Raw genomic sequence first — 26,544 nt, forward strand, 5'->3', positions numbered from 1 at the left:
TCTTAGAAATTAAAGTAAATAAAAGGCGGCATGGTACTTGGCCCCAACATCAAGATAGTATACACGAGCAGCGAAACTAAGACAACCCGAAAAAAAATGTTTTTTAATGACAATACGGTTTGCAATAGTTCGGAGATGCGATCGCCCCACAAGTTGATAGCGCCAATGACTGCAATTACTAAATACAATTGCCAAAAGTTAAATTGAAAAGTGGCTACCGCAGGATTGACAATTCCTTGAAAAAAACTCACCGCCGTTTCCCAGTTGGGAGTGCCGAAAAATACCCAGCTACAAGTAACAAAAGTAAATGTTAGCAGCCAACTGCAAAATTTAGCCAATCTGGGAAAGGCATAGTCTAATTTAAAGTGGATAGCTTGGGGGAGATCTTTACATAAATGGTTGACAATTAATCCTAAACCGTGAATTGCTCCCCAGAAAATAAAGTTTAAACCTGCGCCGTGCCACAATCCACCGATCGCCATTGTTAAAAAGAGATTGAGGTACTTCCTCAACTTGCCGTATTTGTTGCCGCCAAAGGGAAAGTAAACGTAATCCCTCAGCCACTCGGAAAGACTGATGTGCCACCTTTTCCAAAATTCTTGCAGGCTGAGCGATCGGTATGGCATATTAAAGTTGGCAATGGGTTTAAAACCCAGCAAACACGAGATGCCGTTGGCTAAATCCGAGTAGCCACTGAAATCTACGTAAATTAAACAGGAATAGGAAATTGCCGCGAGGATTAAATCGATGCTGCTATACTGCTGGGGGACTGTGAATGGCAGTTGAGTGAAGTTAAACAAAAAGCTCGATAAAGTATATTTTTTGAATAGTCCCGACAAAATCAAGACTATAACTTCTTCGATTTGATAGTCGTATTTTTTAGGTGAATTTAACTGCGAGTAAAATTCGCGAGCTCGCGAGATTGGCCCGGAGGCAATTTGGGGAAAGTAGGTAATGTAGGTGGCATAGTCTACAAATTTTGGACAAGGGATTTTTTGCTGGTAGCAGTCGATTAAATGAGAAATCATTCTAAAAGTGTAGAAAGACACGCCGACGGGGGCGATTATTTGCAAAACTGGAAAGTTGGCTGGAATTTGTAGCTGGTTCAGTACCTCAAATAAAGAAGTTACAAAGAAGTTGCAATATTTAAAGATGCCGAGATAGCCAATGTTGAAAATTAGACCGGAGATTAAAGCAATTTTTTTATACTTACTGTTGCAGAGAACCCGGAGAATGATATAATTGTAGAGTGTCGATAAAATAAGCAGCAATAGAAAGTCTAAACTCCAAAAGGAATAAAATAATAAACTCGAAACTAACAAAACAATTTTATACAAATCTACTTGGGGTTTCACCGAGACGATCAGGCTAAAAACAATTAGGAAAAATACTAAAAATTGGTAAGTGGGAAATAGCATAAATTTCAGTTGCTAAAAAATCTTGATTCTGGCAATATTTTTATAAGTACGGCCAGCGAACCTATCCCGAAGGGAATCGACAGAGTCGGTCTGAACGCACCCAATTTCGGGGTGGATTGCCGACTGTAAGCTTTTGCAACAGGTCAATTAGGTTATAACTTCCGCCTTAGTTAACCGCACTCATAAATTCATAATCCTGTTTAAAGATTATGATGGTTATGAGACGATGTATTAACGGATAACAACAGGAATCCCCTTGATTGCGAGGAACCAACGTGCAGCCAACAGACCCTAGCAAATTTACAGATCAAGCCTGGGAAGCCATTGTCAAATCCCAGGATGTAGCCCGCCGCTTTGCCAATCAGCAGCTAGAGGTTGAACATTTAGCCATCGCCCTTCTCGAACAGCAAGGCCAGGCCAACAGCATTCTCAGCAAAGCTGGAGTCGATGTCGCCCGCTTTGCCCAGCAGTTAGATGCTTTTGCCAAACGACAGCCCAGAGTTGCCAACGCTGACCAACTATACCTCGGCCGCGGCTTAGAAGTGATGTTAGATGTTGCCGAGGCCACCAGGGCGACTTGGCAAGATAATTTTATCGCCGTTGAACATTTATTAATTGGTTTAGTAGAAGACGAACGAGTCGGCCGCAGGTTGCTGACAAAAGGCGACGGGCCGCCGGGCCGCCCAGGTTACGATCGCAAACCCCCAGCCGGTACACTCGATCGACCAAAACTCGAAGAAGCAATCAAATTAGTCCGCGCCACCGCTAAAGCCCAAGAAAAAAATTCCGAAACCGGGAAAGGCAGCCGCAGCAGCGCTAAAGCGCAAGATCAAGATGGCGAAGCTAACTCCGACGCCCTCAGCAAGTACGGCCGCGATTTGACAGAAGCCGCCAAAGCCGGCAAACTCGACCCAGTAATCGGCCGCGACGAGGAAATCCGCCGCGTGGTACAAGTTCTTTCCCGTCGTCAAAAAAACAATCCGGTGTTAATTGGCGATCCCGGAGTCGGAAAAACTGCGATCGCCGAAGGTTTAGCCCAGCGAATTGTCAACGGCGACGTACCGGAATCTTTGAAAAATCGCCAGCTATTTAGCCTCGACATGGGCAGTTTAATTGCTGGGGCAAAATTCCGGGGCGAATTTGAAGAACGATTGCGGTCTGTCCTGCGGGAAGTCATCGATTCCGACGGGCAAATTGTCCTATTTATTGACGAATTGCACACGGTTGTCGGGACTGGTGGCGGTGGCAGTTCCGGTTCGGGAATGGATGCGGGAAATTTGTTAAAACCAATGTTGGCGAGAGGTGAATTGCGCTGTATCGGCGCTACAACTCTCGACGAATTCCGCAAGAATATTGAAAAAGATCCTGCACTGGAACGTCGATTTCAACAAGTATTTGTCGGCGAACCCAGCGTTGAAGATACTGTTTCGATTTTGCGCGGATTGAAAGACCGTTACGAACGCCACCACGGGGTAAAAATTACTGATTCGGCCTTGGTAGCTGCTGCAACTTTGTCTTTTCGCTATATTTCCGATCGCTTTTTGCCGGACAAGGCGATCGACCTTGTAGATGAAGCGGCCGCCCATTTGAAAATGGAGATTACCTCTAAACCAGTGGAATTGGAAGGAATCGACCGCCGGGTGATGCAGTTGGAAATGGAAAAATTGTCGATCGAAGGCGAAGGAAAAGGTGCTCTCGCCCCTGGGCTCGGCTTCCGCGTCGAACGCATCACATCTGAGATTGACATCTTAAAAGTCAAGCAGGAAAAATTGTCCTCTCAGTGGTTGGGCGAAAAGCAGTTGTTGGATGCAATCAATAAATTGAAAGCAGAAGAAGACCAACTGCGAGTCCAAATCGAACAGGCAGAAAGGGCTTACGATTTGAATAAAGCCGCACAGTTAAAGTATGGGAAGTTGGAAACTGCGGTGCGCGATCGCGAAGCGAAAGAAGCGGAACTTTTGAAACAGCAAGCTCAAGGTTCTTCCCTGCTGCGGGAAAAAGTTACTGAGGGCGATATTGCGGAAATTGTCGCTAAATGGACGGGCATTCCGGTTAATCGGTTGTTAGAATCAGAACGCCAAAAATTGCTGCAATTGGAAAAACACTTGCACCAAAAAGTTATCGGTCAAGAGGAAGCTGTAACAGCCGTGGCAGCGGCAATTCGGCGCGCTAGGGCGGGCATGAAAGACCCCGGAAGACCGATCGGCTCTTTCTTGTTTATGGGCCCCACAGGCGTCGGAAAAACTGAGTTAGCGCGGGCTTTGGCGGAGTTTTTGTTTGACAGCGATGATGCGATCGTCCGTATCGATATGTCGGAATACATGGAGAAGCACAGCGTTTCTCGGTTGGTAGGAGCTCCTCCCGGATATGTCGGTTACGATGAAGGGGGACAACTTTCCGAAGCTGTGCGGAGACATCCTTATTCGGTAGTGCTGTTTGACGAAGTGGAAAAAGCGCACCCGGACGTATTTAACATTTTGCTGCAAGTGTTGGATGACGGCAGAATTACCGATTCTCAAGGTCGAGTGGTTGACTTTAGAAATACCGTAATTGTGATGACTAGCAATATCGGCAGCGACCACATTTTAGACGTGTTTACTAAGAAGGAAAAAACCGTCAAAAAACCTGCGAGTCGGAAGCAGGAAACGAAAGATTTGTCAAGTCAAAAGACAGATTATAAAGTGGCTGCCGATGGTACCGTTGAGGTGTCGGCCGAGCGAGTCGATGTTGATACTGTAACTAAGAGTGAAAACAAGACTGAACACAAGACTGAAAACAAGAGCGAAAATGAAAATTTATTGACTCAAGACCGGGAGACAGACCAAGAGTACGAACAGATGTTAAAACGGGTGATGACAGCGCTGCGATCGCACTTCAGGCCTGAATTTCTCAATCGGGTGGACGAGATAATTTTGTTCCACACTTTGAGCAAGGTCGAACTGCGGCAAATTGTCAGCATTCAAGTCAAGCGGATCGAGCGTTTGTTGGCCGAGCAAAAAATCACTTTGGAACTGTCGGATGCGGCGAAAAACCATATCACAGATGTCGGTTACGACCCGGTTTACGGCGCTCGTCCCTTGAAACGCGCCATCCAGCGGGAGTTGGAAAACCCGCTGGCTAACAAGATTCTGGAAAATGCGTTTGTGGAGGGTGATACAATTGCGATCGACTGCGAAAATAACTCTTTGCAATTTCGCAAAAAAGATTCTCGCCCAGCGCTGACAGGTAACAGTTTGTAGTTGCCGAATAGTTAGGAACAGGCAAGATGCCTGTTCCACACACAATCAATTTTCTTGTGGAACAGGCATCCTGTCTGTTATTGAAAATTAGGAATAGGCATCCTGCCTGTTATTTAAAATGGTGAAACCTGTTACTTGATATCAAGAATTCGAGATGGTGCGGCTGCCGTAAGCATCCATGCTGTAGGCGGGAACGCGAACGCTGTAATCCATCTCTGTTGCTGTGACTGCTACAGCCAATTTTTCAAAAGATTCATCGTTCCAATTCCGCTCGTGGATGGGCTTTGACTGTTCCCCGAGGAAATATGCTTGAGTGCCAATTACTGAGGCTGCGACCCAACCGACGATTAAAAGAGCGATTACAATAGCCATATTTGCTTTTTCCTTAACTTTTGTTGCTTTATGTAAACTAATGTAACGAAAATTAGTAATCAACGTCAAGGTACTGTAATGTCGTGGCAACCGTCCGGCAGGTAGTAAATACCGCACCTAATCCTGAGTCTGTAGGGTGTGCTTAGTGTCAACAAGGGATCTAGACTGGGCTACTAGCGAGAGATACAGAGGGGTTTCAGGCTTAAGTTGACACGCCTTGGTAGGGTGTGCACCGCGCATCGGTAGCTAGCACAGTACCCGGATTGCGAACTGTATCCAAAATAGCAAAATAGATTGTTGAGATTTTATAGTTAAGAAATTATAAGTTTTGCGTTAATAAATTACGATTAAAAGTCTGCCGCTGGCATGAGGATCGCGGTCAAATTATAAGTTATGATTTATCAGTTTGGGTTTGAACTAACAAATCCCAATTACTACATTTTAAGTACAAATTCCCAATTACCAATCATCGCTAAAAATCATGGCAAACTCAATGTTAAATGACGATCCCTTGTGGTTCAAAGACGCGATTATTTACGAAGTACCAGTTCGGGCTTTTGCCGACAGCAATGCAGACGGCATCGGCGACTTTAGAGGACTGACAGAAAAACTGGATTACCTGCAAAACTTGGGAGTAACAGCTATTTGGGTACTGCCATTTTTTCCCTCGCCGCTCCGAGACGACGGCTACGATACATCTCACTATACTACGGTCAACCCGATTTACGGCACATTAGAGGATTTTAAAGACCTTTTAGAAGCAGCGCACGAGCGGGGAATTCGAGTCATTATTGAGTTGATTGTCAACCACACTTCCGATCAGCACGCTTGGTTTCAGCGAGCGCGCCGCGCCCCGAAAGGCAGTAACGAAAGAGATTTTTATGTGTGGAGCGACACGCCGGAAAAATATCAAGATGCTCGGATTATTTTCAAAGATTTTGAAACCTCTAATTGGGCTTGGGATGCGGTAGCAAAAGCTTATTACTGGCACCGTTTTTATGCCCACCAACCAGATCTGAATTACGACAATCCGGCTGTCCGCCAAGCCATCTTAGATGTGGTAGATTTCTGGTTGGCACTGGGAGTAGACGGACTGCGGATGGATGCGGTGCCTTACCTGTACGAGCGCGAAGGTACTAACTGCGAAAACCTGCCAGAAACTCACCAATTCCTGAAGCAATTGCGGCAGCACGTAGATGAGAAATTCCCGAACCGGATGCTGCTGGCTGAGGCGAATCAGTGGCCCGAGGATGCGGTTGAATATTACGCTAATGGGGATGAATGTCACATGAACTTTCATTTTCCGCTGATGCCGCGTTTATTTATGGCTTTGCATATGGAAGATAGCTTCCCAATTAGCGACATTCTCCAGCAAACTCCGCATATTCCCAATAACTGTCAGTGGGCATTATTTTTGCGGAATCACGATGAATTGACGCTGGAAATGGTGAGTGATGAAGACCGAGATTATATGTATCGGGTTTACGCTCAAGACACTCAGGCGAGAATTAATTTGGGCATCCGCCGCCGCTTGGCTCCTTTGATGGGAAATAACCGCCGCCGCATCGAGTTGATGAATGCTTTGCTGCTGTCTCTTCCGGGTACGCCGGTGCTTTACTACGGCGATGAAATTGGCATGGGAGACAATATCTATTTGGGCGATCGCAACGGGGTGAGAACTCCGATGCAGTGGAGTGGCGATCGCAATGCCGGTTTCAGCCGTGCTAACCCGCAGCGGCTGTACGCACCGCCAATTGTTGACCCTGAATATCACTACGAATCTATTAACGTGGAAGCGCTGCGGGCGAATCCGAGTTCTCTTTGGTGGTGGATGAAACGCCTAATTGCAATTAGGCAGCGCTTCCAAGCATTCGGTCGCGGGACTTGCGAGTTTCTGTACCCGGAAAACCGCAAAGTTTTAGCTTTTGTACGCACTTATCAAGACGAACACATCCTCGTAGTGGCTAATTTGTCGCGCTTCGTCCAGACGGCAGAATTAGACCTTGCGCCTTTTAAAGGTGCTGTTCCCGTGGAGATTTTCGGCCGCACGGAGTTTCCTCCTGTTGGCGAGTTGCCTTACTTTTTGTGCTTGAGTCCTCACACGTTTTACTGGTTTACTCTTACTGTTAAAAATGAAGATTTTTCGTCGCACGGTCATCATACAGACTTGCCTAGTTTAGCGGTGATTGGCAATTGGAAAACTGCTTTTGCTACAAGTCAGTTAAGCGATATGCTGCTCAATCTTTTGCCGGGATACCTGCGACGCCATCGCTGGTATAGCGGTACAGACAGGACAATTCAATCATTAGAAATAAGTGATGTTGTACCAGTTGAATGTAAAGATAGTGCGGGGGAGCAATCTCAAGTTTACATTCTGTTCTTGCTGTTGAATTATACTGAAGGTATGCCGGAAACTTACGTTTTGCCTTTAGGTTGGGAAGAGATGAAAGGTGATGTGGACGATCGGGCGATCGCGCGCCTGCACTTCCCAGAAACCAACAAGGAAGTCGGCATACTATTTGATGCTGCTGGGGAGAAAGGTTTTCTGAGCTCGCTGCTGGGGGCGATCGCCAATTCTCGCAGTTACACAGGTGTGGCAGGTCAACTGCTAGGAATTGCCGACAGTGCATTCAAATCAGAAGAAGAGTTAGCGCAGCTCGAACCTCACCTGTTCAAAAAAGAACAAAGCAATACATCTGCAGGTTACGGCGACCGCTTCGTCCTAAAAATATTGCGAAAAGTCGAGGAAGGAATTAACCCTGAATTAGAAATCGGACGCTTTTTAACAGAGCGCAACTCGATCCAACACTACGCTCCAATTACCGGAGCATTGGAATATCACACACCAGCACAACAAGTCCTTACAGTCGGAATCCTACAAAAATTAATCCCCGACAGCGTAGATGCTTGGTCTTATACATTAGACACACTGCGTGACTATTTCGAGCAAGTAATGACAGTAGAAGCAAAGCATTCCGGCGAAAATTTATCTATTTCCCCCGAAAATTATTTACCGAGCGCTTTGACCGGACAAACGCAGCGGCAGCCAAACTCGCTAGTAGCGGATTTATCCCTAGAAATTCCGCCATTAGCTCGCGAACTCATCGGCTCTTACTTAGCATCAGCCGAACTTTTAGGTAAGCGGACAGCCGAACTTCACCTCGCTTTAGCTTCTGACACAGAAAATCCCGCTTTTGCCCCTGAAAGCTTCACCTCCTTTTACCAGCGTTCCATTTATCAACACATGAGAAATCTGGCCGGAAGAACTTTGCTGGAGCTAAAAAAACGGCTGTCCAAACTGCCGCCAGAAATACAAAAATCGGCGCAAACGCTCCTCAACCGCGAAGATTTGCTCATGGAACGTTTCAAGTCTATTTTGAACTTGAGAATCACCGCCGATAGAATTCGCTGTCACGGGGACTTTCATTTTGGGCAAGTTCTTTATACAGGCAAAGACTTCGTAATTATTGATTTCGGAGGAGAACGCGATCGACCCTTAAGCGAGCGGCGGATGAAGAGGTCGCCCCTGCGAGATGTTGCGGGAATGCTGCAATCTTTGAGTTACGCTGTTACTTTGGCACTCCGCAATGAAGTAGAAAGCGGCATGATTCGCCCTGAAAATCTCCCGGAGATGCAGCAGTGGGCGAACGTTTGGCACCGCTGGGTCAGCCTCACTTTCCTTAACAGCTATTTGGTAACAGCAGCCGATGCAAGTTTCTTGCCCAAATCTATACCGGAACTACAAGTTTTGCTGGATGCTTACATTTTGGAAAAAGCGGTTGCCGAGCTAGCCTACGAACTGAATTACCGCTTGGATTGGGCGGAAATTCCGCTTCAGCGGATTCTACAATTGCTGAATTAATAAGGGCGGGTTTATCTATACTCGTTAGGGTGCGTGACTTTTTAGTTCCTCAATTAACAGCGAGATGCTGGAAAGTCACGCACCTTACATGACACCAAATCTGCTTGGATAACGATTTGATCGGCGAATATAATTCGCTCTTCTACAAAGCAATACGGCGCCAAGCGAGGCTAGAAGAAAAGATGGTAAAAAACCGATTTCGTATTACTTAAAATAAAGAGCAGCTTGATATAAAACTTGTTCTTGATGGGTTAACAAAGTGCAGTCAGAAAGCGGGTAAGCCACACAAGTAACAGCATAGCCCGCTTGCAATTCAGACGGCTTCAAAAACTTTTGTTCGCTTTGGTCGATTTCACCGCTCAGCAGTTTGACAACGCAAGCAGAACACTCTCCTTGCTTGCATCCATTCGGCAAGCGAATGCCGGCATCTTCTGCCATATCTAAGATATACTGGTCGTCTGGTACTGCGATCGTGCGATCGAGCGCGAGAGCCTCATTCACCAACCGAACTTGATAAACTGCCATTTTTTCCTTCTTCCTCGCGAAAGGGCGGGTTTACGATGCTGTTAGTCCTACCAAATATTTCGGGTAAAACCCGCCCCTACAACTAGAAAGGGCGGATTTATATCGTGTATATCTAGACAAGTGCTTCTTGATAATCGAGATTTTCACCTAGATAAATAGCCCGAATATCCTCCGGCAAATTTGATTCTAAACTTTGATATCCTTTTTGCAGCAAAGCCTTTACCTGAGCGGGGGAAATAGCTTCGCCTTCTGCTTGCAAATAAGCGGCAATTCGAGTTTCGCTCCAGCGGAAAGTCTGAGCCATCAATACCACTAAACGAGGCAGCGGCGCCAACAATTCCAAGGCTTGTTTGACGTAACACCACAGGGGAGGCGGAGCCGATTGCAAAGAGTAGTGAATCGACTCAACAGGGGGCAATTCAGCTTGATTTATGCAGACTGCGGTAACATTAATCAGCCAGTTTTGGAGACTGAGATTTCCGCCATCAGACTCTTGGATCTCGCGGCGCAAATCCAGGCCTCGCAGTTCGTGATAGATGTGCAGCCAAGTGTGGGCAAACAGGTAATCGCCTTGTACGGGCGATCGTACGGAATGGCGAATCAGGGAGTGTACAATTTGAGCATAGCGGCAAAAAATCGCCGTGAAGAAGCGACCCTGATCGGGATGGTTTTGAAACAGGGTCAATAATTCCTGATCGCTGTGATGGAACAGGGATTTGACTACAGGATGGTTGAGTTCTGAAAAATTAGGTGTTTGCACAATTGTTCTGGAATAGCTTGGAGAATAAATGCTGGTGCAGCCCGATTCTACACTACGATCTACATTTGAGGCAACTACTTAAAAACTGTTGATATTTAAGTCAATTAATTATATAATAGAGTTGTTGGTGATGCTGCATTAATTTAAATTAATACATATAAACTCTATGTATCCAGCGCACCTAAAAAGATAATTAGTTGTTTCAATGGTAAGGTTATTGTATGTCTAGCATTAATACTGGTATCGAATGGTGCGATCGAACATGGAATCCTACAACAGGCTGCGATAAAGTTAGTCCGGGCTGCACACATTGTTACGCCGAAGCATTAACAAAACGGTTTCATACTAATTTTCCTAACGGATTTACTTTAACCGAATACCCAAAGCGCTTGAACGAACCTAAGAGTTGGCGAAAGCCGAGTCGCATTTTTGTTAACTCAATGAGCGATTTGTTCCATGAAGATGTTTCTCTTGAATTTCTGAAACAAGTCTTTGATGTAATGCGTGAAACTCCTCACCACATTTATCAAATTCTTACGAAGCGACATGAGCGTTTAGTAGAGTTAGCTCCTCAACTTGAGTGGTCGGATAATATTTGGATGGGGGTGTCTGTTGAAAATCAAAACTATGTTCATCGGGTGGATCATTTGCGACAAGTCAATGCAAAGGTACGCTTTTTATCCTGCGAACCACTTTTAGGGCCGTTACAGCTTGATTTAACAGGAATTCACTGGGTAATAGTTGGGGGAGAGTCGGGGCAAAAACACCGTCCGATGCAAGCCGAATGGGCACAAAGTATTCGGGATCAATGTCAGGATGCTGGAGTCGCGTTTTTCTTTAAGCAATGGGGAGGTAGAACACCTAAAGCTGCTGGGAGACTGTTGGATGGGAAAATTTGGGATGAGATGCCCGATGTGTTGGAGCGGCATTTAACAAAGTGCAAACAGCACGCACTGGAACCCAATCGAAAAAGCAACAACGTAGGTGTTACTGCTTTGCTGGAAATGTGATTTTTACCGTCTCTGCCAGTGTATTTTTTCTTCTTTTATTAACAGGTGGATCGGTGATAATTTTTCCCTCCGCCTCCAGTTTAAGCAAAACCTCCCTGTAGTTTTTCTCAATGTAGCGCTTGCCAACGTGATGGCGATTATAAATGTCTACTCTAGTTAATGTCTGAGCTGCAAATTCATCCATAAGCATATTCTCAAGCTCATCAAGAGGTCGGTAAAGTTCATATAACAAAGGATACTTGGGTGGCGCTGGATTGTACTCTAAAGACGGAACACCTTGTTTAAAACTAGAGCTTTCTCCAGCCATGACACCTTTCATAATTGAATAACCCAATACATTCTTTGATACAAAAATCAGGTGATGGCTAGTCCTATTGCCGCTCTCATTTTTGAACCCAAAGGGTAGTACATATGAACCACCTATTTCTTTCAATGCCTGACAGATAGCTTCCACAATTATTAACTCTCGCTCGTCTGGTTGCTTCGACTCAAGGTGTTCTCTCAGATGATCTGCTCGTTCTTTACCAAAAAGGGCGTTCATATGGGACTCTACTGCTGCATTATTCAACCCCATATTAATCCGGTTGTAGTTGAAGAAAAATATGCAATCGCATCCCCAACTAATGATTAGTGAACCAATTAGTCTAAGTGACAAGCCTTTGTAACCCCAAGGATCAATAAAAAAGAGTGTAGGAACATTATTAATTTGCCGAACTTCTTGGACGATTTCTTCTCCAACCTCCTTATTTAAAACTTTTGGTTCATGTTGTAATCTACCTATGTTGGGGATGGCTGCTATAGCCTGTTGGAGAGAGTGAGTATTATTGGAGTCTTTATCATTAAACAGTGTTACTAGCATTTCTGACATATCTGGATCGGCAATAGCACGTTCCAATATAAGTAGTGGAGTAGACTTAGAACCGTCTTGATAGCGACCGGGCCCAGAGAACAAATCAATATAGGCAATGTTACTATTCCATTTCTTGGCTCTTGGTATAATTACCTTTGCCCAAGCCCAAAAGTATTTAGCAACTATTTCTGATTTCACTAAAGAATTATCTCTGGACTCATCAAAGAAAGAACTGTCAGCCATCACTGTTACCTCTACACTCTAGTTCCTTTTACGGATACTGCATAATAGTACCATAACCTCCGCCCCCCGGAGTTTCAATTACAAACACATCCCCAGACTGCATTTCCACACTCGCCGTACTCCCCAATTCCTCAACTTTTCCATCAACCGTTTCAACATAATTCCGTCCAACTTTCCCCGCTTCACCCCGATTCAAACCGCAAGGAGAAATCACCCGCCGCCCCGATAAAATTCCCGCCGTCATCGCCTCCCGAAACCGCACTCGCCGCACAACTCCATTACCGCCACTATGAGATCCATTCCCCCCACTATTAGCCCGAATTGCAAAACTTTCTAACAACACCGGGAAGCGCCATTCTAATACTTCTGGGTCTGTTAAACGCGAATTAGTCATGTGAGTTTGTACCGCATCAGTACCATCAAAAATTGCCCCCGCACCCGAACCGCCACAAATAGTTTCATAATATTGATAGCGCTGATTTCCAAAGGTAAAATTATTCATAGTTCCCTGAGAAGCAGCCATCACTCCCAAAGCACAATACAAAGCATCGGTAATATTCTGCGATGTTTCCACATTTCCGGCAACTACCGCCGCTGGATAGCGAGGATTCAGCATACAGCCTTCGGGATTGATGATTTCGAGAGGTTTCAAACAGCCCGCATTTAGAGGAATATCGTCATCTACTAATGTGCGGAAAACATACAAAACAGCGGCTTTGCACACCGCAGCCGGAGCATTAAAATTGTTGGTTTGTTGACCGGAAGTGCCAGTAAAATCTATTTTTGCACTGCGCGCAGATTTGTCAATTGTAATCGCTACCTTAATTTGTCCGCCGCTATCCATCGGATAAGTAAATTCGCCATCTTGCAAAACATCAATTACCCTGCGTACCGACTCTTCCGCATTGTCTTGTACGAAGCCCATATAAGCTTGCACAGTCTCTAATCCATAATGCTCTACCATCTTGAGAAGTTCTTCGGCTCCGCGCTTGTTAGCAGCAATTTGTGCTTGCAAATCGGCTATATTTTGAGCGTAATTGCGAACAGGAAAATTCCCCGCTGTCAGAAGTTCTAGTAATTCTTTTTCTCGAAAATTGCCCTCGCTTACTAACAGGAAATTGTCAAGCAATACACCTTCTTCAGTTACTGTTGTACTGTTGGGAGGCATGGAACCGGGAGTAATGCCGCCGATGTCGGCGTGGTGTCCCCGCGAGGCAACATAAAACAAAGGAAGGGAGGAATCACGAGCAAATACTGGAGTAATAACGGTGATATCTGGTAAATGCGTGCCGCCGTTGTAGGGATTGTTAGAAACATAAACATTGCCGGGTTGAATCGCATTGCCTTGTGTTAAAATTAAAGCTTCAACGCTTTCGCTCATCGAACCCAAATGTACGGGAATGTGCGGCGCGTTGGCAACTAATTGCCCGTTTTTGTCGAAAATTGCACAGGAAAAGTCGAGACGTTCTTTGATGTTGACTGAGGAACTTGTGTTTTGCAATGTGACGCCCATTTGTTCCGCGATCGCCCGAAACAAATTATTAAAGATTTCCAGCAAAACCGGATCTGATTTAACCGCAGATAAACGCGAATGAACGCGGATATTATCTGCGTCCATCTGCGTGCATTTGCGGTTCAAAATTATATCGTTTCTTTCTGTTAATACCGCTTCCCAGCCCGGTTCTATGATATTAGTTCCCGTAGCTTCAACAATCATAGCAGGGCCTTCTATGCAGTCGCCCGATCGCAAATCGTCTCTCTGATAAACAGGCGTTTCCCGCCACCCGCCAGCAACATAGGTTTGCACGGTTGAAATTGGTTGCACAGGCAAGATGCGCGTCCCACCAGAGGGGGAAATTGTGGATGCTTCCGGCACATCCATTCTTTCTACAACTTCCACCGAAACCGCTTCCACAATCAGCGGTTTTTCTGGCATAATAAAACTGTAACGCTGTCGGTGGGATGCTTCAAATTCAGCCTGCATGACCTCAATATTGTCAGCAAAATTTACCGCCAAAACCGAGTCACTTCCCTGATATTTTAAGCGCAACTTGCTAACAACTAAAACCTCAGACTCATTCTCTGTGTTCTCTGCGCCTCTGCGGTTCAATTCCCTCTTTCCCTCAGCCTCCAGTAGGGTTAAAATATAATGTAAATCAGGTAATAATTCTGGATTTAATTGTTCCTCGATCGCCCTTTCGCGAATAGCCCGCACATCAGCCAAACCCATACCGTAAGCGGACAACACACCCGCATAAGGGTGAATAAATACCCGTTTCATCCCCAAAGCATCAGCGATCGCACAAGCGTGTTGGCCGCCCGCACCGCCGAAACAGCACAATGTATACTCCGAAACATCGTAACCGCGCTGAAGCGAGATTTTTTTGACAGCATTTGCCATCTTTTCCACTGCGATCGCCAAAAAACCCTCCGCCACCTCTTCGGCCGTCCTCTCGCCCCCAATTTCCCCCGCTAATTGTCCAAATTTTTGCTTTACTACGTCAGGGGCGATCGGCAAATCTCCATTCAATCCAAATACTTTCGGGAAAAAATCCGGTTGAATTTTCCCCAACATCACATTGCAATCAGTCACCGTCAAGGGGCCGCCTTTGCGATAGCAAGCAGGCCCAGGATTGGCCCCTGCAGACTCCGGCCCGACGCGGTAGCGAGCCCCGTCAAAAAAGACAATTGAACCGCCGCCGGCTGCTACAGTGTGAATTGCCATCACGGGCGATCGCAATCTCACCCCAGCAATTTCCGTCTCAAATTCGCGTTCGTATTCGCCGTTAAAATGGGCAACATCTGTGGAAGTTCCGCCCATATCAAAGGTAATAATTTTATCAAAACCTGCCTTTTTGCTGGTTTGAACAGCACCGACAATTCCCCCAGCAGGCCCGGATAAAATACTGTTTTTTCCTTGAAATTGTGCGGCGTCCACTAAGCCGCCATTCGATTGCATAAACATTAATTTGGGGAATTGGGAATTGGGCATTGGGGATTGGGCATTGGGCATTAATAATCCCTCGTTCCCGGAATCTGCCTCTATTAACTGACTGATTACTTGTTCGACATAACGCCGTAAAATCGGAGATAAATAAGCATCGACAACCGCAGTATCTCCCCGCGAAATCAGTTTCATCAGCGGGCTAACTTCGTGAGATACTGAAATTTGAGTAAAGCCAATTTCTTTCGCTATTTTAGCAACTTGTTTTTCGTGTTCCGAGTAGCGGTAGCCGTGCATGAATACGATCGCACAACTGCGAATTCCCTCATCGTATGCTTGCTGCAAAGACGGGATAAATTCGGGATTGACAGCAGTTAACTCCTCACCTTGAGCGCTGTAGCGTTCTGCAACTTCAATAACTCGATCGTACAGCATCTGGGGCAAAACAATGTGACGCGCGAAAATATTCGGGCGGTTTTGATAGCCAATTCTCAGCGCATCGCCGAAACCTTTAGTAATTAACAGAATTGTGCGATCGCCCTTTCGTTCCAGCAAAGCATTTGTCGCCACCGTCGTCCCCATTTTAATCGCTTCAATTTCGGTGGCGGGTATGGGAACATCTGCGGGAATTCTCAAAATATCGCGAATTCCTTGAACAGCGGCGTCGGTGTAGCGTTCTGGGTTTTCCGACAGCAGCTTGTGAATGACTAATTTACCGTCGGGGCTGTTGGCGACAATATCGGTAAAAGTACCGCCGCGATCGATCCAAAATTGCCAGCGAGTGCGATCGGGATAAGTAGGATTCATATCTCTTTTTTTTGAAATTTTTGCTTGATTAATTTACAAGTATTCAACAAAATTCTGTTCGAGTCAATTCATAAAATTCATAACTTCTCGTCATAAAAGTCATAATTTCTGACCGCTCAAACTAGCAGGCGATCGATCGTGTTAATTATAGATGTCGAATGCCCTTGACTAACCCCTGACAAACACCAGCCAGAAAATCCAAATCCAAAGTCTCAATCCTATCGCTTTCTCGATGATAATGCGGATTTCGCATATTAGCAGTATCAGTCACCATAATAGCCGGATAACCATTATCCCAAAAAGGAACATGATCGCTGCGGCGAGTATCCGGCACAATTAAACCTCGATTCGGCACCGGCAGCCACTCGCAGGGCTGACCAGATTTGCGAATTTTGCCACTCAAATTAATCAAATCGGGAACCGTCCGCAAAGTGCCAATTAAAGCAATAAAATTGCCACTATTTGGATAAAAATATTTCAAGCCAGCGGGATAGCTTTGAGAATTAGGATTATGGTTGCAATAACCCAACATTTCCAAAGAAATCATTAACCGGATTGACTTTTGCTGTTGCTTGTATTTAGCTGCATGATGACTGCTTCCCAAATAACCGTATTCTTCCATATCGAAGGCGACTAATTGCACTGGATATTTGAGCGGCGCAGATGCGATCTCCCTTGCGAGTTCCAGGAAAACAGCAACACCAGTAGCATTATCATCCGCCCCAGGTGATCCGGGTGCAGTATCGTAATGAGCACCAATTACGATCGGCGGCAACCGCTTCTTACTCGCCCGATCTAAGGGGGGTAAATCCAAGATAAAATTGTGATGAATTCGGCCGCGCACCGAAAAATCGTCAATTTCTACAGTTCCCCACTGTGCCAACTGTTCGCGGATGTATTGCTGAACATAAAAATGCCCTTCGGATGCGAGGTATGGATTGCGATCGCGTACAATTTGAATCAGATGGCTGTGCAAGCGTTCTTTGAGATTCATGCGATCGGAGATACAATGAGTACATTAAGATTATATGGGATTGAATTATGATTGGAGAAGTCAGAATCGAAAATTATAAGTCCATTCAAAAGCTGAAGCTAGAGTTAGGACGAGTAACTGTATTGATCGGTGAAAATGGCTGCGGCAAGAGTAATATCCTAGAGGCGATCGCCCTGGCTTCTGCGGCGGCAGATGATAAGCTGGATAACGAGTTTTTAGCTTCTCGGGGCATCAGAGTTACAGAACCTCAATTTATGCGATCGGCTTTTGAAATCAAAAATTTGGTTAAAGATATTGAAATCGATATCAAAGGAAATGATGAAGAAAAATTTAGTTGTATTTTACATAATGATAACTCTCCATATTCTCAGTGGGTTAGTAAAAAGAAGGATATAGTTACTAACAGTTCTATAGATAATGTTTTTTCAAAATTGGGAACCACAGAAGATGTTATGTCGATAGATAATTCACAACAAGAAGCATCGAAAAATCCCAAAGAAGAACCATTAAAAATAAAACAACAAGAAACTTTAAAAGCAATGTTAAAGGCAATACCACCAGAAATTTTATTACGTTCTATTAACTTATCTTTTAGAAAATTTTATGATTCTTCTAAATTATTCTCATCATTAATTAAATTTACCATTTACTCTCCTGAAAATCTAGCCTTACGAACTTTTGAAAAAGAAGGGCAAATTCAACCATTAGGCATTAATGGAGAAGGCTTGTTTAAACTATTAAAAGTTTTGAATTCAGATAACCAGGAGCAGCTTTATGAAATCAAGAAAAAACTGCAATTGATAGATTGGTTTCAAGATTTTGAAGCTCCTCCAAATTTATCAAGTATTCAAAACTCTCTCCAAATTAAAGATAGATACTTAGATCCCGATTTAGCTTACTTCGATCAAAGAAGTTCTAATGAAGGGTTTTTGTTTTTGCTTTTTTACTTTGCTTTATTTATTAGCGATCTCACTCCTAAATTTTTTGCAATAGATAACATTGATGCTTCCCTCAACCCCAGATTGTGTCGCCGATTAATGCAAGAATTAGTCGAATTAGCAAAAAAACAGGACAAACAAGTTATATTCACAACCCACAACCCGGCAGTTTTGGACGGTTTAGATTTAGATGATGATGAACAGCGGCTGTTTGTGATCTACCGCAACCAATTAGGGCATACTAAAGCTAGACGCATTCTCAAACCTGAACCTCTCGAAGGACAGGAACCTGTAAAATTATCCGAGGCTTTTTTGAGGGGCTATATCGGAGGACTTCCTAAGAATTTTTAATATGATTAGTTTTGGATTAATTACTGAGGGATTGACTGACCAGATTGTGATTGAAAATATTTTAGCAGGATATTTCAATAGTCCAGATTTAGTTATCACACAACTTCAACCAGAAAGAGATAAAGACAATGACAATAAATCCACATACGGCGGCTGGACTCTAGTTTTTAATTATTGTAAGTCAAGAGATTTTCAAGAAGCATTGCAATTTATTGACTATATCATTATCCAAATAGATACGGATGTTTCAGAAGATTATAATATCCCCAAGCAAGATGAAAACGGTGAATTTACTCCTCAGCAGTTAATTGAAAAAGTTATTGAAAAGTTTAGGGGTGCAAGCGGCGATGATTTTTACAGCAAATATCAACAAAAAATTATATTTGCAATCTCCGTACATTCTATTGAGTGTTGGTTGCTTCCACTGTATTATACGGACAAAAAGAAAAAATCTAAAGTTAAAAACTGTCTCGATACTTTAAATCTGCAAGTTGAGAAAAAACACAAGTTTAGGATCGATGCTAAAAATCCTAAATATTATCGAGTAATTTCAGAACAATATAGCAAGCCTAAAGTTTTGATCAAGCATTACGCAGAAAATCCCAGTTTTAAAATTTTTATAGAAGAGATTCAAAGCAGAGACATTAAGATTGGTGATGAAGAGGATTGGTAATGAAGCAAGTTATTATGTCATATAATAGAAACATAGTTATCGGAGATTACCATGCAAGCATACAAACTGAGAGGTAAAATCGATGCAACTGGCAACTTGGTAGTTGTGGAACCCGTGAATATGCCGCCGGGAGATGTAGAAATCATCGTCTTGCAGCTAGCTGATACGGTTAAACAAGCCAGCGCGTCAGAAAATGCGATCGCACCTGAAGCACCTCAAAAAAAGTTTAAAACTAACGTGAAGGCATTTCAAGGTTTATTCGATCGAGATGCTGTACCGGAACCGCTGGATTTTGACGATCCAGACAAACAAGCAAAATGGGAATATTTAAAGGAAAAACATAACTTGTGAAAATCCTGATAGACACCAATATAATAGTAGATGTTGCGCTCGAACGAGAACCTTTCTTTTCTGAGAGCGATCGCATTTTAACTTTTGTTGAAGAAGCACAAATTCAAGGCTATATTTCAGCCTCAACTTTTAGCGACCTTTACTATATTATCCGCAGAAACAGAGGTCGCGATTGGACGCTGGATTTTTTGCGGCAGCTAGCCACATTTTGTCAAGTAGCAACCGTAGATAACTCTGTGATTTCAATGGCATTAACTTGCAACTTCAAGGATTTTGAAGATGCGATTCAGTACAGCACTGCTGTAATCAATCGAATTGATGCCATTGTCACCCGCAACCCGCGAGATTTTCCAGTTACTACTCCTAGGATTTTAACTCCAAATCAGTTAATTCAAGAATTAACCAATTCTCCCTAAACTTTTCCACCTGCTAAACTTCTGATTCAAATTCGCTAACCCGCAACTGCACGGGTAATTCTACAGAATTCAACTCAGACGATTCTAATAATCCTGTTGCTTCAACTTCTGCACTCGCTTCACCCGATCGCACTTTCTTCAATTTCTCACCCAAAGTATCCCGCTGGTTAATCAAATAAATACTAACCAAAGTCAGCCCAACTCCCATCGATTGCAACGGATTGAGCACTTCGCCCAAGAACAAATTGCCGAACAGCAAAGCAAATACAGGCGTAAGAAAGGTAAGAGAACTTAAACTTGTTAGACTGCCACTTGAAGCAAAATAAAAGAATAAACCGTAGGCGATCGCACTTCCGAACACAGTAGAATAACCTAACGCCATCCAGCCGGAAAAATCGATATTCACAAACTGTTCAGACTCAGTTGCAGCCGAAATTGCCAACAGCGGCAAACCGCCCAAAATCATGTGCCAACCAGTCGCCACCACCGGGTCAACATAACGGCAAACCCAGCGCACCAAAACCGTACCCACAGCCATCGACAAAGCAGCCAACAGCATCAACCATTCTCCACCCTGAAACAACTGTTCGATACCCGCAGAAACCTGCCTGTTTTCAGGATGAAAAAGCCCCAAAATCCAGCCATCGGGCAACCCGATCAAACTGATGCCCGCAACGCCAATAACTAATCCCAACCAGCCCCAAAAACCTATTTTTTCTTGAAACAGCCACAAACACAAAATCGCCACAGCTAGCGGTTGAGAATCAATCATCACCGAACCCAAACCCGCACCGGTTCTCGCCAAACCTTCGGCTAAAAAGCCTTGAAACAAAGTAGCGTCAACCAAAGCAAACAGCGAAATCCACAGCCAAGCTTTCCAACCCTGCGGCTGCGGTTTTCCCATGAATGCCGCCGCCAGCAGCACCAACACGCCCGCAGGTACTAAACGCACGAATGCCACAAACAGCGGCGTTGTGTGCGGCATCACCCCCTTCATGGCTACCATCGCGGTTCCCCACAGGAAAAACGGCGCAATTAGCAACAGCGGGGCAAAAGGCAGTTTTGAATCGGTAAGCTTTAGCTGCATGGCGGAGACTCCAAATAATTGATGAGATTGGCTCTCACGAGAATGATGTAGATTTGTTAAGCAATTTTTACAATTATATATCGCTGTTGAGTTAAATTCGATCGCACTTATGGCAGAGGAACCCGAAACTTAGAGAGTGGAAGAGTCCGAGAGTGAGGGAACCACAGATGCGGAAAATCTTCCCTCTGCCAGATCCCAATGCCTTCTTCCCTCGGATGAGTCAAACTAGAAGTTAGCTACCAAAATCCGTAACATTGCCCGAAAACTGCCCATGATTTGGCCATTCAAGCCCCGCTACCGCAAACAAATAGCCCGTATCGAAATCACCGGAGCCATTGCCGGAGAAACCCGCAAACGAGTCCTAGAAGCTCTCAAAACCGTTGAAGAACGCAAATTTCCCGCCTTGCTGCTGCGGATAGACAGCCCCGGCGGCACTGTCGGCGATTCCCAGGAAATTTACAGCGCACTCAAGCGTCTGCGCGAAAAAGTCAAAATTGTTGCCAGTTTCGGCAATATTTCAGCTTCGGGCGGAGTTTACATCGGCATGGGAGCCGAGCATATCGTTGCTAATCCCGGTACAATTACCGGCAGCATTGGCGTGATTATCCGGGGCAACAATCTAGAACGGCTGTTAGAAAAAGTAGGCGTTTCTTTTCAGGTGATTAAATCGGGGCCGTATAAAGATATCTTGGCATTCGATCGCGAATTGACCGATCCTGAACAGCAAATTCTGCAAGACTTGATCGACACCAGCTACCAGCAATTCGTGGAAACCGTTGCCGAAGCCCGGAACTTGGGTGTTGAGAAAGTGAAAAGTTTTGCCGATGGTCGCGTTTTTACTGGTCAGCAAGCCTTAGAATTGGGTTTGGTCGATCGACTGGGAACAGAAGAGGACGCTCGCCGCCTTGCCGCCGAACTCGCTGGCCTCGACCCGGAAAAAACCGAGTCTTGCACCCTAGAAAAACAAAAACCTTTCCTAAATCGCGTCTTGGGGAGTAGTCTGGATATATCTGGGCTTTCAGCTTACAATAATGTGCTGGAATTCGAGCTTTCTACTAGCGGTTTGCCGCTGTGGATGTATCGCCCGTGATTAAATAAATTAGTCATTAGTCAGGAGTCAGTAGTCATTCGTTATTCCCTGGATGATTGGGCGATTGAAATCTGTTGACCTCAAACTCAAATGTGGCGCTTCGCCCATCATAAGCGCTTTGCGCTGGCTTCGCCTACGAGTTCGAGGTAAAACTACACAAACGAAGTCCACTCAAGCGGGGACTAAGAAATAAAGTGGGTATTTAAGCCTAATTTAGTATGACTAATGACTAATAACTAATGACTAATGACTAATGACTAATAACAAAAATATGGAGGAAATTTGCGTGGAGTGGCAAGTGCGGGGGATTCGTGGGGCAACAACTGCTAGCGAGAATTCGGTGGCAGCAATTCGAGAAGCGGTGAGAGAATTATTAGATGAATTAGAAGCAAAAAATGATATAAATCCCGATTTAATTATTAGTGCTACGTTTTCTGCAACTCGTGATTTAGATGCTGTGTTTCCGGCCGCGATCGCCCGCGAACGTCCTCACTGGTGTAATGTTCCTTTGTTGGACGTACAGCAAATGCACGTTGAGGGTGCTTTGGAACGCTGCATCCGGTTTTTAATTCACGTTAACTGGCAGGCACATACTGAAATTTATCATCCTTATTTGCGGGGAGCTCAAAATTTGCGCCCCGATAGGAATTTAGCGGTGGCGGTGGCTGGGGAAAAATAATAGATTCACTTTGGGCTTGATTTAAAAGTTAACTCACCATTACAGGTGGGTTTATTTTTTACGGGACTTGATACAGTACAAAACCTGCCCTGGGGATATATGGTTAAAAGCTTTTGTTATAAAAAAAACCCGGTTTCTCAAAGAAACCGGGTTTTTTGTCAATCAGACGCTTTCTTGTGATGCAGCCTAATCCCTAAAAAGATGTCATATATAAAACTCCAAAAGTCCTTTTTCCCTTCCAATATTCCCAAACTTTGAGGGGAACCCTTTTCATCCAACAGCGGCTTCACAGCTTCGTAAGCAGGCTTGTAATTGTACCAAGGAATAGAAGGCCACAAGTGATGAATCAGATGATAATTCTGCCCCAAAATCAAGATATTTAGAATAGGACTAGGATATACTCTGGCATTTTTCCAACGATCGCGCTCGTGAAAAGGACGGTGCGGTAAATAATCAAAAAATAACCCCAACGCCAACCCCACCACCAAAGCCGGAGAAAACCAAAAATTCAGGACGTAATCTAAATGGTCGTATTGAATCGAGATATACACGATCGCAATCACAAACAAACGGCTGAGAAACCATTCCAATAATTCGTATTTCCGCCACAGTTTGCGCTTAAAAAAGAAAATCTCGTGGTAAAAAAACCTCGCAGCAATCAACCACAAAGGCCCGCCGGTCGAAACATAATGGTCTGGATCGTTATCTGGGTCATTGACGTGGGCGTGATGCTGCATATGTACCCGCGTAAACACCGGGAAAGCAAAACCCAACATCAAGGCGCTACCGTGTCCCAAAATAGCATTAACTGTGCGATCGCGATGGGCTGCATGATGAGACGCATCGTGAATCACAGTTCCAGCCATGTGCAAAGCCAACACGTTCAATAAAAAACAGCACCATTGGGGCCATTCCCAATACCAGAAACCCAAGTAAGAAATCACGATAATCGCTACTGCACTCAAAAACAGCAGCAGTGTCGGATTAAAGTCACCGGGAGGACTCAGAAACTCTTTCGGCACTGTCAGCGGCCGTCCTGCCTCCGACATCTTTGTTAAGACTCCTTAATATTTCACACTTGCGTAGTATAAGATACAAGCCGGACAATAGTAAAGTTTTATGAAAGAACTGAGTTCGATCGCCAGAAACTAGCGTCTGTACAAGCAGCAAAGTATTGCTGTTGTACAAGGATACCAGTCCTAAATTAGCCAAAAGAGTTCAGCAGACCAAATAAAATAAATGGGTATGTCTGTATTTATGTCAAGCCTGAGATCGGAAAAATTTGCAAAAAAGAGCGCTCCCCAAGAAAAAATTACCGATGGGTAAAAAGTCAGATATTCTATATATTGTTCAATACCTGCTTTCTTGACGACTATCAAAATTTTTAAGACTTGAGAGTAGCGTCATTGCTTGTAGTCAGGAACCTCAGCTATCAGGCATGAGGCTTGTAAGAGATTCTTGCGAGCCGTCCTGACCAGCCTAAGACTTTCGAGGTCTACGTTTTTTGAGTCACGACACCCTGGGATGCGAAGCTAGTCCCCTGCCCTGTCATTTGCAGTTAAACAGTTTTAAGGTCACTGAAACAGTGCTGCAAGTTTAACAAGCTCTCAAAACATTGGCGAAGCTAACTTTACCCGTAAGGGAGTTTTGGAGAAGACCACATCTCCACGGAGGGGCAACCATACCCCTCCACCCCAATCCAATGTAAAGCCGTCCTAGAAGGACGGGGTTTCAGCCCTCCGCTACGCTCCGCCCATTTTTCTGATGAAACGTTAGCCGAAATTTAAACACTAAATCCACCTGCCTCCCCAGAACACCGCTGATGCAATTGCCAAAAGCCCTACGCCGGACTAAAATCGTCGCCACCATTGGCCCAGCAACTTCGGATCCACAAGTGCTGCGCCAGCTCATAGAAGCCGGTGCCACAACTTTGCGACTCAACTTTTCCCACGGAACAGAAGAAGACCACCAGCGCAGCATTCGCTTAATCCGGCAAACATCCTTTGAACTCAACCAGCCGGTAGCCATCCTCCAAGACCTCCAAGGCCCGAAAATTCGTTTAGGGCGTTTTGAGACAGGCTCTATAGTTGTCAAAAACGGCGATCCTTTCATTCTCACCAGTCGCCAAGTTCCCGGCACCGAACTCATTTCTTCCGTTACCTACGACCCCCTAGCAGACGAAGTTCCAGAGGGAGCAGTAATTCTGCTTGACGACGGCAAAGTGGAAATGCTGGTCGAAAAAGTAGACCGCGCGGCGCGGGAATTGTACTGCCGCGTCGTCGTCGGCGGGCCGCTTTCCAACAACAAAGGCGTGAATTTTCCGGGAGTTTACCTGTCAATTAAAGCGCTGACTGATAAAGACCGCAAAGATTTAATGTTCGGCCTCGACCAAGGTGTCGATTGGGTAGCCCTGAGCTTTGTGCGGAATCCCCAAGATGTGCTCGAAATTAAAGAGCTGATTGCCAGTGCGGGCAAGCAAGTACCGGTGATTGCTAAGATCGAAAAGCACGAGGCGATCGAACAAATGGAGGAAATTCTCACCCTTTGCAACGGCGTGATGGTCGCCCGTGGCGATTTGGGAGTGGAACTACCCGCCGAAGATGTGCCGATTTTGCAAAAGCGGCTGATTGCTACCTCCAACCGCCTGGGTATTCCGGTAATTACCGCTACCCAGATGCTCGACAGCATGGTCAACAATCCCCGTCCCACCCGCGCCGAGATTTCCGACGTGGCAAACGCGATTCTTGACGGAACTGATGCAGTGATGCTCTCGAATGAAACCGCTGTCGGCAAGTTCCCCGTCGAAGCGGTGGCGACGATGGCGAGAATTGCGGTGCGGATGGAGAGGGAAGGAATAAAGCGGAATATTAGGAATGTAGAAGATATTGGTCGATCGATCCCCAACGGCATCAGCCAAGCAGTCAGCCAAATCTCTGAACAATTGAACGCCGCTGCCATCATGACGCTGACCAAAACCGGCGCCACAGCCCGAAATGTCTCGAAGTTCCGGCCCAAAACTCCGATTTTGGCAGTTACTCCTCACGTAGACGTAGCCCGACAACTGCAATTAGTATGGGGAGTAAAACCCTTGCTGGTGCTGGATTTGCCCTCCACCGGCCAGACATTTCACTCTGCCATGACAGTCGCCCAGGAAAAAGAGTTAGTGTGCGACGGAGATTTAGTGGTGATGACCGCCGGTACTCTGCAAGGCGTTGCCGGATCAACGGATTTGATCAAAGTTGAAGTAGTGACAGCAGTTTTAGGCAAAGGCACCGGTGTCGGTTTGGGATCGGTAAGTGGCATGGCCAGGGTTGCTCGCACTGCTGCGGATGTAGGCAATTTCCACGCTGGAGAAATTTTGGTAGTGGAACGCACCAGTGTTGCTTTTGTCGAGATGATTCGGAAAGCCGCAGGTGTAGTGACGGAAGAGGACAGTTTGACTTCTCACGCCGCGATTATCGGTTTGCGCTTGGGCGTGCCGGTGATGGTGGGCGTAAAGAATGCCACGCGCGTAATTCGCGACGGAACTATGCTGACGCTGGATATGCAGCGGGGTTTAGTTTATTCCGGGGCCAGAGGCGGCTCAACTGACGCGGAAGTCACCGTTTAACTGTTGGTGAGCTACGAGTTGTGGAGTTTTGAATTAAATTCTACAACTCGTTGCTTTTATCGCTTAGGTTGTGCTATAATTCAAAATTGTCTGTGCCGATGTAGCTCAGGGGTAGAGTATTCGATTCGTAATCGAACGGTCGTGGGTTCAAATCCCACCATCGGCTTTGGGTTTCAGCGATTTTTGATTTTAGGATTTGTGAGAATGTAGCAAATTTGTAGCAAAACGCAGTTTAACTGCTCAAAAATGCTCTCGGCAAAGTAGCCGAGAGCATTTTTATTTTCCCTAAATCCTTGTGTGGTGGAGATTATGAATTTTTTTAATC

General features: G+C 45.1%; 19 protein-coding genes and 1 tRNA gene. 11 read left to right on the forward strand and 9 right to left on the reverse strand.

The window, feature by feature from the left end; all coding sequences use genetic code 11:
• Nucleotides 1-2: 2 nt before the first annotated feature.
• Entirely contained in the window at nt 3-1,418 is a 1,416-nt protein-coding gene (locus QUB44_RS08220) for an MBOAT family O-acyltransferase (RefSeq protein ID WP_333365394.1), read from the reverse strand.
• A gap of 275 nt (nt 1,419-1,693) precedes the next feature.
• Here QUB44_RS08220 and QUB44_RS08225 point away from each other — a divergent pair, with 275 nt between their 5' ends.
• Nucleotides 1,694-4,657: an AAA family ATPase gene (locus QUB44_RS08225; RefSeq protein ID WP_333365397.1), complete on the forward strand. Its 2,964-nt coding sequence runs from the start codon at nt 1,694-1,696 to the stop codon at nt 4,655-4,657.
• 141 nt (nt 4,658-4,798) lie between these two features.
• Here the strand turns inward: QUB44_RS08225 and QUB44_RS08230 are convergent, their stop codons facing one another.
• A complete protein-coding gene (locus tag QUB44_RS08230; protein WP_333365399.1) occupies nt 4,799-5,029 on the reverse strand; it encodes a photosystem II protein, Psb35-related in 231 nt (76 codons plus the stop codon).
• 481 nt (nt 5,030-5,510) lie between these two features.
• Between QUB44_RS08230 and treS the strand changes: the two genes are divergently transcribed.
• Nucleotides 5,511-8,891: a maltose alpha-D-glucosyltransferase gene (treS, locus tag QUB44_RS08235; protein ID WP_333365403.1), complete on the forward strand. Its 3,381-nt coding sequence runs from the start codon at nt 5,511-5,513 to the stop codon at nt 8,889-8,891.
• Between the two features lie 204 nt (nt 8,892-9,095).
• On the opposite strand, the gene QUB44_RS08240 is transcribed toward treS, so the two are convergent.
• Together QUB44_RS08240 and QUB44_RS08245 are read right to left on the reverse strand one after the other, a co-directional pair.
• The gene (locus QUB44_RS08240; protein WP_333046751.1) at nt 9,096-9,416 is read right to left on the reverse strand and encodes a 2Fe-2S iron-sulfur cluster-binding protein; all 321 of its coding nucleotides are present in this window, start codon (nt 9,414-9,416) and stop codon (nt 9,096-9,098) included.
• A gap of 112 nt (nt 9,417-9,528) precedes the next feature.
• Nucleotides 9,529-10,176 (reverse strand): sigma-70 family RNA polymerase sigma factor, encoded by a 648-nt coding sequence (locus QUB44_RS08245; RefSeq protein WP_333365406.1) that lies wholly within the window; start codon nt 10,174-10,176, stop codon nt 9,529-9,531.
• 221 nt (nt 10,177-10,397) lie between these two features.
• Between QUB44_RS08245 and QUB44_RS08250 the strand changes: the two genes are divergently transcribed.
• Entirely contained in the window at nt 10,398-11,186 is a 789-nt protein-coding gene (locus tag QUB44_RS08250; protein WP_333159175.1) for a phage Gp37/Gp68 family protein, read from the forward strand.
• Here the strand turns inward: QUB44_RS08250 and QUB44_RS08255 are convergent.
• The 3 genes from QUB44_RS08255 to QUB44_RS08265 form a co-directional block, all read right to left on the reverse strand.
• Nucleotides 11,164-12,279: a three-Cys-motif partner protein TcmP gene (locus QUB44_RS08255; RefSeq protein ID WP_333159176.1), complete on the reverse strand. Its 1,116-nt coding sequence runs from the start codon at nt 12,277-12,279 to the stop codon at nt 11,164-11,166. The genes QUB44_RS08250 and QUB44_RS08255 overlap by 23 nt on opposite strands.
• Before the next feature lie 28 nt (nt 12,280-12,307).
• Entirely contained in the window at nt 12,308-16,030 is a 3,723-nt protein-coding gene (locus QUB44_RS08260; protein WP_333365409.1) for a hydantoinase B/oxoprolinase family protein, read from the reverse strand.
• 145 nt (nt 16,031-16,175) lie between these two features.
• Nucleotides 16,176-17,024: a M28 family peptidase gene (locus QUB44_RS08265; protein ID WP_333365412.1), complete on the reverse strand. Its 849-nt coding sequence runs from the start codon at nt 17,022-17,024 to the stop codon at nt 16,176-16,178.
• A gap of 47 nt (nt 17,025-17,071) precedes the next feature.
• Between QUB44_RS08265 and QUB44_RS08270 the strand changes: the two genes are divergently transcribed.
• Genes QUB44_RS08270 through QUB44_RS08285 form a run of 4 tightly spaced genes read left to right on the forward strand, consistent with a single transcriptional unit; the run spans nt 17,072 to nt 19,753 of the window.
• Nucleotides 17,072-18,313, forward strand: coding sequence for an AAA family ATPase (locus QUB44_RS08270; protein WP_333365415.1), 1,242 nt, complete (start codon nt 17,072-17,074; stop codon nt 18,311-18,313).
• 1 nt (nt 18,314) lies between these two features.
• A complete protein-coding gene (locus tag QUB44_RS08275) occupies nt 18,315-18,986 on the forward strand; it encodes a phage tail protein (RefSeq protein ID WP_333365417.1) in 672 nt (223 codons plus the stop codon).
• A 51-nt stretch (nt 18,987-19,037) separates the two neighbouring features.
• Nucleotides 19,038-19,337 (forward strand): hypothetical protein, encoded by a 300-nt coding sequence (locus QUB44_RS08280; protein ID WP_333365419.1) that lies wholly within the window; start codon nt 19,038-19,040, stop codon nt 19,335-19,337.
• The gene (locus QUB44_RS08285) at nt 19,334-19,753 is read left to right on the forward strand and encodes a PIN domain-containing protein (protein ID WP_333365422.1); all 420 of its coding nucleotides are present in this window, start codon (nt 19,334-19,336) and stop codon (nt 19,751-19,753) included. The genes QUB44_RS08280 and QUB44_RS08285 overlap by 4 nt, the downstream gene beginning before the upstream one ends.
• Nucleotides 19,754-19,766: 13 nt before the next feature.
• Here QUB44_RS08285 and QUB44_RS08290 read toward each other — a convergent pair whose 3' ends face one another.
• Nucleotides 19,767-20,840 carry a DMT family transporter gene (locus tag QUB44_RS08290; protein ID WP_333365425.1) on the reverse strand — a complete coding sequence of 358 codons (1,074 nt, stop codon included), beginning with the start codon at nt 20,838-20,840 and terminating at the stop codon, nt 19,767-19,769.
• Nucleotides 20,841-21,111: 271 nt separating this feature from the next.
• Here QUB44_RS08290 and sppA point away from each other — a divergent pair, with 271 nt between their 5' ends.
• Nucleotides 21,112-21,930: a signal peptide peptidase SppA gene (gene sppA, locus QUB44_RS08295; protein WP_333135812.1), complete on the forward strand. Its 819-nt coding sequence runs from the start codon at nt 21,112-21,114 to the stop codon at nt 21,928-21,930.
• A 253-nt stretch (nt 21,931-22,183) separates the two neighbouring features.
• The gene (gene aroH / locus QUB44_RS08300) at nt 22,184-22,609 is read left to right on the forward strand and encodes a chorismate mutase (RefSeq protein ID WP_333159192.1); all 426 of its coding nucleotides are present in this window, start codon (nt 22,184-22,186) and stop codon (nt 22,607-22,609) included.
• 158 nt (nt 22,610-22,767) lie between these two features.
• On the opposite strand, the gene crtR is transcribed toward aroH, so the two are convergent.
• Nucleotides 22,768-23,658 carry a beta-carotene hydroxylase gene (gene crtR, locus QUB44_RS08305; protein ID WP_333365429.1) on the reverse strand — a complete coding sequence of 297 codons (891 nt, stop codon included), beginning with the start codon at nt 23,656-23,658 and terminating at the stop codon, nt 22,768-22,770.
• A gap of 773 nt (nt 23,659-24,431) precedes the next feature.
• Between crtR and pyk the strand changes: the two genes are divergently transcribed.
• Together pyk and QUB44_RS08315 are read left to right on the forward strand one after the other, a co-directional pair.
• Nucleotides 24,432-26,219, forward strand: coding sequence for a pyruvate kinase (gene pyk, locus QUB44_RS08310; RefSeq protein WP_333227193.1), 1,788 nt, complete (start codon nt 24,432-24,434; stop codon nt 26,217-26,219).
• Nucleotides 26,220-26,313: 94 nt separating this feature from the next.
• Nucleotides 26,314-26,385, forward strand: a tRNA-Thr gene (locus tag QUB44_RS08315).
• Nucleotides 26,386-26,544 lie beyond the last annotated feature (159 nt).

This window comes from Microcoleus sp. AT3-D2 (assembly GCF_036705715.1).
In the GTDB taxonomy this organism is placed as follows: domain Bacteria; phylum Cyanobacteriota; class Cyanobacteriia; order Cyanobacteriales; family Microcoleaceae; genus Microcoleus.

Coding starts and splice junctions, on each gene's coding strand:
- QUB44_RS08220 (WP_333365394.1), bottom strand. CDS start 1,418: ATGCTATTTCCCACTTACCAATTTTTAGTATTTTTCCTAATTGTTTTT.
- QUB44_RS08230 (WP_333365399.1), bottom strand. CDS start 5,029: ATGGCTATTGTAATCGCTCTTTTAATCGTCGGTTGGGTCGCAGCCTCA.
- treS (WP_333365403.1), top strand. CDS start 5,511: ATGGCAAACTCAATGTTAAATGACGATCCCTTGTGGTTCAAAGACGCG.
- QUB44_RS08240 (WP_333046751.1), bottom strand. CDS start 9,416: ATGGCAGTTTATCAAGTTCGGTTGGTGAATGAGGCTCTCGCGCTCGAT.
- QUB44_RS08250 (WP_333159175.1), top strand. CDS start 10,398: ATGTCTAGCATTAATACTGGTATCGAATGGTGCGATCGAACATGGAAT.
- QUB44_RS08255 (WP_333159176.1), bottom strand. CDS start 12,279: ATGGCTGACAGTTCTTTCTTTGATGAGTCCAGAGATAATTCTTTAGTG.
- QUB44_RS08260 (WP_333365409.1), bottom strand. CDS start 16,030: ATGAATCCTACTTATCCCGATCGCACTCGCTGGCAATTTTGGATCGAT.
- QUB44_RS08265 (WP_333365412.1), bottom strand. CDS start 17,024: ATGAATCTCAAAGAACGCTTGCACAGCCATCTGATTCAAATTGTACGC.
- QUB44_RS08270 (WP_333365415.1), top strand. CDS start 17,072: ATGATTGGAGAAGTCAGAATCGAAAATTATAAGTCCATTCAAAAGCTG.
- QUB44_RS08275 (WP_333365417.1), top strand. CDS start 18,315: ATGATTAGTTTTGGATTAATTACTGAGGGATTGACTGACCAGATTGTG.
- QUB44_RS08280 (WP_333365419.1), top strand. CDS start 19,038: ATGCAAGCATACAAACTGAGAGGTAAAATCGATGCAACTGGCAACTTG.
- QUB44_RS08290 (WP_333365425.1), bottom strand. CDS start 20,840: ATGCAGCTAAAGCTTACCGATTCAAAACTGCCTTTTGCCCCGCTGTTG.
- sppA (WP_333135812.1), top strand. CDS start 21,112: ATGATTTGGCCATTCAAGCCCCGCTACCGCAAACAAATAGCCCGTATC.
- aroH (WP_333159192.1), top strand. CDS start 22,184: ATGACTAATAACAAAAATATGGAGGAAATTTGCGTGGAGTGGCAAGTG.
- crtR (WP_333365429.1), bottom strand. CDS start 23,658: ATGTCGGAGGCAGGACGGCCGCTGACAGTGCCGAAAGAGTTTCTGAGT.
- pyk (WP_333227193.1), top strand. CDS start 24,432: ATGCAATTGCCAAAAGCCCTACGCCGGACTAAAATCGTCGCCACCATT.